General features: G+C 32.5%; 6 protein-coding genes and 2 pseudogenes. All 8 read left to right on the top strand.

The genetic code is table 11. The features are described 5' to 3' along the window. Positions 1-605 (top strand): hypothetical protein (locus ACP3VS_RS23880; RefSeq protein WP_426390222.1); only part of this gene is annotated, 605 nt, incomplete at its 5' end. Next, positions 583-1,389: an SMI1/KNR4 family protein gene (locus tag ACP3VS_RS23875; protein WP_393408858.1), complete on the top strand. Its 807-nt coding sequence runs from the start codon at positions 583-585 to the stop codon at positions 1,387-1,389. The genes ACP3VS_RS23880 and ACP3VS_RS23875, both read left to right, overlap by 23 nt. Positions 1,390-1,690: 301 nt before the next feature. Beyond that, positions 1,691-1,846, top strand: coding sequence for a hypothetical protein (locus tag ACP3VS_RS23870; RefSeq protein WP_426390220.1), 156 nt, complete (start codon positions 1,691-1,693; stop codon positions 1,844-1,846). A gap of 199 nt (positions 1,847-2,045) precedes the next feature. Further along, a pseudogene (locus ACP3VS_RS23865) lies at positions 2,046-2,225 on the top strand (suppressor of fused domain protein); the annotation flags it as partial. A gap of 6 nt (positions 2,226-2,231) precedes the next feature. Further along, positions 2,232-2,771: pseudogene (locus tag ACP3VS_RS23860) on the top strand (endonuclease V); the annotation flags it as partial. A 459-nt stretch (positions 2,772-3,230) separates the two neighbouring features. Next, positions 3,231-3,635: a hypothetical protein gene (locus tag ACP3VS_RS23855; RefSeq protein WP_325881662.1), complete on the top strand. Its 405-nt coding sequence runs from the start codon at positions 3,231-3,233 to the stop codon at positions 3,633-3,635. 280 nt (positions 3,636-3,915) lie between these two features. Continuing rightward, positions 3,916-4,437: a hypothetical protein gene (locus tag ACP3VS_RS23850; RefSeq protein WP_426390218.1), complete on the top strand. Its 522-nt coding sequence runs from the start codon at positions 3,916-3,918 to the stop codon at positions 4,435-4,437. A 10-nt stretch (positions 4,438-4,447) separates the two neighbouring features. Continuing rightward, positions 4,448-4,804, top strand: coding sequence for a hypothetical protein (locus ACP3VS_RS23845; RefSeq protein WP_036165413.1), 357 nt, complete (start codon positions 4,448-4,450; stop codon positions 4,802-4,804). Positions 4,805-5,423 lie beyond the last annotated feature (619 nt).

Here is a 5,423-nt window from a genome sequence, read left to right as displayed (position 1 = left end):
TTGGAAGAAACACAACAACTCCAAGTCCGAAGCCGTCTAATACCCAACCATCACAAAATGGCTCGAATAAAAAGCCTGCTGAGGATAAGGGTACAGGTAAAGTTGCCTCATACCCACCTAGAACTCCAGAGGCTACTGCAAAAGCGCAAAATGTGGTAGGAGAGCTGAATAATATACTTGGAGATGGTAAAAGAGCGCCAAATCCAGTTGTTTCTGTAATAACGCACAAAAATGGAACGGTTTCAGTTGGGTTTTCAGGTGAAGCAAGTCCGAAGAATATTGAAACAGCAAGACAATTACAAAATGTATTAAATAAAAAATATGGAGATAAATACACTGTAAAGGCTGAACCAATGCCTACAGATAAGCTAGATACAATAGAGGGCGGTAATCGTGTCGGTAATTGTGCAGAATCAAAAGTAGTAAATGCTGCACACGATAACCCAAGTGAAATAACAGGTATGGACACTGTTTGGCGCTCGTCTAAAAAAGAAAATCCGTATCCATATGCAGAAAATTCAAACCAAATGAATCCATGTTTAACATGCAGTGATTTAAAAAATATAGAGGAGTATATGAAATATGCAAATGCCAATAAAAAATAATCACATCCCACCTATGGGAGATTGTACAAATCTATTTGAACGATTGTCAAAATATATTTCTAAATTTGATGAGAAATGGATAGATGAAATAGAACCCGCAAAAATAGAGGACATAGATACGCTAAAAAATCTAACACAAATTAATAAATATAACTATCATTTTCCTAAAGAATATGAGATTTATTTAAAGTATATGGGGCAGGATGATAAAGGTTTACTAAAAACCCAACTTCCAGGTTATGCTTCAATTTCTGAGATAATTGATACTTATGAAGGGATACATGAAGAAGAACCAGACACTTTAAGTGATAAATATATACATTTTTTTCAAACTGAATTATTCTATGGTCAACTATCATTTGATTTTACCCAAACTGATAATCCTCAGATTGTTATGACTGATGAGGATAGCCAGTTTGTAAGTTATTTTGCAGATAGCTTTGAAAAATTCTTATTTCAATGTGCCTTTAGTAAATACGAAAGATTAAATTATGATAAGAGTATAATCTTTGCGGGATCATCTAGTATGCTTAAAGAAGCTATAAAGAGACACAATGAATCAGATGTTTTTGACATAATTGAAAAATTTTCAGAAACATATGATTTCCAAAGAGCATGGTTTAGTGACCTGACCCATCACATAGGTTTTAAAGAAGGCATTAGCTTTTATATTGAACATAGAGATAATTCTTTGTGTGGGTTTATAGCAGGTGATTTAGATAAACAAATCGACAATATTGCCGAAACTTTACTAGTGGAATTAAATGTTAATAAAAAGAACTAAAGTTTTCAAAGAGCGTATATGCAAATTTTTGTCCAAATGTTTGCGTGCTATGCCGATTTTGGAAAGAATTTTATGAAATACTACTATGCTTGGAGTAGACTACCGTTCTGTATAATAGTAAGGAGTAATTGCAGAATAAGGTGTTACTACAAAACATTGAATTATTAGCATAATCTTCTCATTCAAACATAATGCCACAATGCGAGCTGACCGCCCGTGTTGTGGTTTCTTTTTTTCCTACCTTTATATTAATCCGGTTGGAAGTGTGGATTATCCTGTGGGTGGAGGAGGCACATAGGGTATGGGTAAATATAATAAAAATGATACTAATATTGATTTCGATTTTAGAGAATATTTAAAAACCAAAGTTGGTGACCTGCTGAAGAAATGGAAGATCCCCACGCACATCATATTTTATTTAAAAAAGGCTTTGGGAAATCTCAAAAGGGCTTGTTAAGGGGGGACAAGAGATATTAAGAGAGTGTGACATAGACCCAGTTTTCGGTTCTGAAAATTTGGCATGGGCACCAAATAGAGTTAGAGGTCAGCAGAGTATTGTTGCACTTAAAAATATAGTAGATAATATTAAAGAAGTAAAAAAATAGTGGTTATGGCTGGGGTGATATAGTTAAACGCTACAAGAAGATGGTGATAATATGAGGTATATACCACTAGCTAAAGAAATTCGTACAGCTATCAAACAAAATAATGTTGAAAAGGTAGTCGAGTTAATTGGTTCAGATATGGAACTCTTGAATATGGTTACAACATTTGGAACTTGGCTGCATGTTGCAGCTACACATGGAAAGCTTGTAATAGTCAAGCGACTTATAGAATAAGATTATGGGGTGTGTTGTATTGTCGTAATAGATTATATGACCAAACAAATAATCGAAGAAGTAGAATATTGGGGACAAATAGATGTGCCGTATATTCCAGGATACCTTGCTTTTAGGGAACTTCCTATGGTAATAGAAGCAGTGAAAAAGCTACGATGTGAACCAGATATTTATATGTTTGATGGAAATGGTTATCTTCATTATAGACATATGGGGATCGCAACACATGCTTCTTTTTATTTGAAGAAACCTACAATAGGTGTTGCTAAAAGTTACTTGAAGATAAAAAATACCGATTTTCAAATGCCGAAAAATGTAATAGGAAATTTTACTTATATTAAGGTTGATGGTGAAGTATATGGGGCAGTATTGAGAACAAGAAAGGATGTAAAGCCCATTTTTATTTCATGCGGTAACTGGATTGATTTAGAGACTTCAATAAAAATAACTCTACATTTTGTAGATAAAAATAGTCGATTACCAATTACCACACGTTATGCAGATTTAGCTACTCATGAAAGTAGAAGAAAATATACTCAATAGATTCCTTGGGAAACTTTTTACTGTTCTTAATTGGCTATTAATAAGATTCAAATAAGAAGCAACTCTTTTTTCTGATCCTTAAACTATAATAGTATGGGGCTACTATCTTTTATTCACTTAAAAATTTAATAAATTATATAAAATCTTACCTACGAGTGAAAAGATGTTAAATTCCCAAAAATGTAAACTTACTTTTTGTAATTCTATACTTAATTACAAAATTGAAAATTATTATTAAATGAAATGTGAGATGTTTACAGTGTGAAAATTATAGCACAGTATGAGTTAGAGTTTCCAAATGAATATACAAGCGATCTAGTTAAGCAAGTCGGTGAATTATCGAAACACAAACTAATCTAGCAACAGAAACGGAATTTGACAATATATAAAATTTTTAAGCCAATTCAGAGATTATTCACATAATGACAAAACGGCAATACTGATTTAGGGAGGAATGCTATGAATAATAATGTTGATTATGAAAATATCAAAGATTCTGTTGTATATAGTTTTGAAGAATATATAGAAAATGAAGGATTTACGGCATCACAATCTGCAGCAAAAATATTTGAAGAAGATTGGAGAGAGCTAAATTATAATGCTTTTACAAAAGCTGCATATTATATTTGTGTTGCAATTGAGTGTTTTAAACTTAAAGAAATACCAGATTTTATATATGAAAATTTAGGTTTTTGTATCAATAGTAATGAATTTAAAGGTGATGCTAATAAAGGAGATATAGAACAGTTATTGCAAGATATAAATAAATGTATACAATTAATGGGGACTGAAGATTATAAGGTTATTGAATCGAGCTTTGGTGCTAAATCAAGAATTGAATATATTCTTAGTTTAAAACCGTAATTAAACAATAGGAATTATCAAAATATTACAATTGAAGCTGGTTAGCCCACTATCAAGAACTTGAAAGCCTTTTTGAATTGCATCCTAAGTATTGAGGAAATCATAGCTTTTAACATAAGAGTTGAAACTGTGATTTCTTTTTTGCTTGGGCAACATGTGCTTTTACAATATGTGCAGAATGGTATGGATAATATGGCGAGCGTACTGAATCTAAACAAAACAGACATGGATGCTAGGCTCCAAAATGTCATATGCTCTGTTTATTGAGGATTATCTCAAAGTGTCTGATGCAAATGCGCCAATTAAAGAAAATTTTGAAGCAGCGGTCTCATTAATTAACCCTGTTAGGAAAGTGAAAAAGGGCGAAGAAGTATTAGAAAACGTACGAAATTGGGAAAAGGTAATAGAAGAAACCTACGATCTTGCCAATAATAGCCAAAAGGCAAAGGATGCAAAGACAACCCAAAAAGAAATCGATCAACTAGGCGAGTATGTGAAGAAGCATGATAAGGGTAATACTGTAGGTAATTTTGCAGGGAAAATTGATGCTAAAAATATTCCTAACATGTCTAAACAGGAAATATTAGATGGATTGCCAAAAGATTGGAAGTATACTGAAAATAATGGTTTTGTTCACATTAGAGATGGTAATGGAAACGTTCGAATGAAAATTGATCCACCAGACAAAGTTACAAAGTATGACCATGTTCATATACTTGATGAAAACGGTAATCCGCTTGATGTAAACTTGAAAATTGTGGATAGAAAGAGCCCCGATGCTCATATACCTTATAAAAAGTGAGATGATTAATTTGGAAGCAAAGAATATTCAGAGTGAATTAGAAGCTATGCATTATTGGGATGCAAGAGTATTGCAAATGGACACTAGTTTTTTTGGTGACGAGATTACCATTATGTTTGAAGACACAGATTATAATGTGAATTTACTATTCACAGGTTGTTCAAAGTTTTCATTTATAACAAGTGTTGAGGATAGATTAAAACCTCTAAAAGAATTAACTAAACCCCAGATTCCTTATTTTATTCAGGATATTGAAGTCAGCGAATTGGAAATTAAGGATGGAAAAAACTTATTAATGTGTAATATTTTAATGCCTCCATTAAATGTAGAGGTTGTATGTACAAGAATTTTTATTGACAAAGTATAAGTCCTTGATTGGCTATATTGTCACCCTAGAGGAGGAGAAGGAACAATGAAATAAAGATTAAAGAATGGACCCAATTAACAATAATTGTTTGTGAATCGAGACTTCATGAAAGATGTGCTATTGCAGCACTAATGAAATAAGATAAAGCACTTGATTGTTTATAATAGGCGACAAGTGCTTTTTCATGTTTAAATACGTAAATTGAAAAGATTACGATTATTTAATTAGTGTACTAAGTGTTAAATTTTATACAAGTACTAGCATACAAGGGGAAGAACGGTTGATGGAAATAGAGGTTTCGATAGATAAATTTGTTATAGATTATAAGGATGTACCACATTCAGCATTTAACGTGTTTATATGGTCGGAGTGCAGAAATATCAAGTGAAAATGAAGATTTATAGTGAAACATATAGCTATAAATTACACATGCGGAAAAGTGACGATGTATACATTTATATATATTTTAAGAGAAATTGAAGGACACTTACATACCCTAAAGATTGAAATAAGACCAGAGCATTACTGACATTTTAAAGAGATGTGTCAGTCGCTTCACAGGAAGAAGAAGCAGACCTCGATTCCGCCCTAGACATGATGGGGATGATCCCTGTTGGTG

Origin of the sequence: Lysinibacillus sp. VIII_CA, from assembly GCF_049943995.1 — a bacterium.
Lineage (GTDB): Bacteria > Bacillota > Bacilli > Bacillales_A > Planococcaceae > Lysinibacillus > Lysinibacillus pinottii.
Note: the sequence above shows the minus strand (reverse complement) of the source record. Positions and strands in the feature narration are given on the sequence as shown.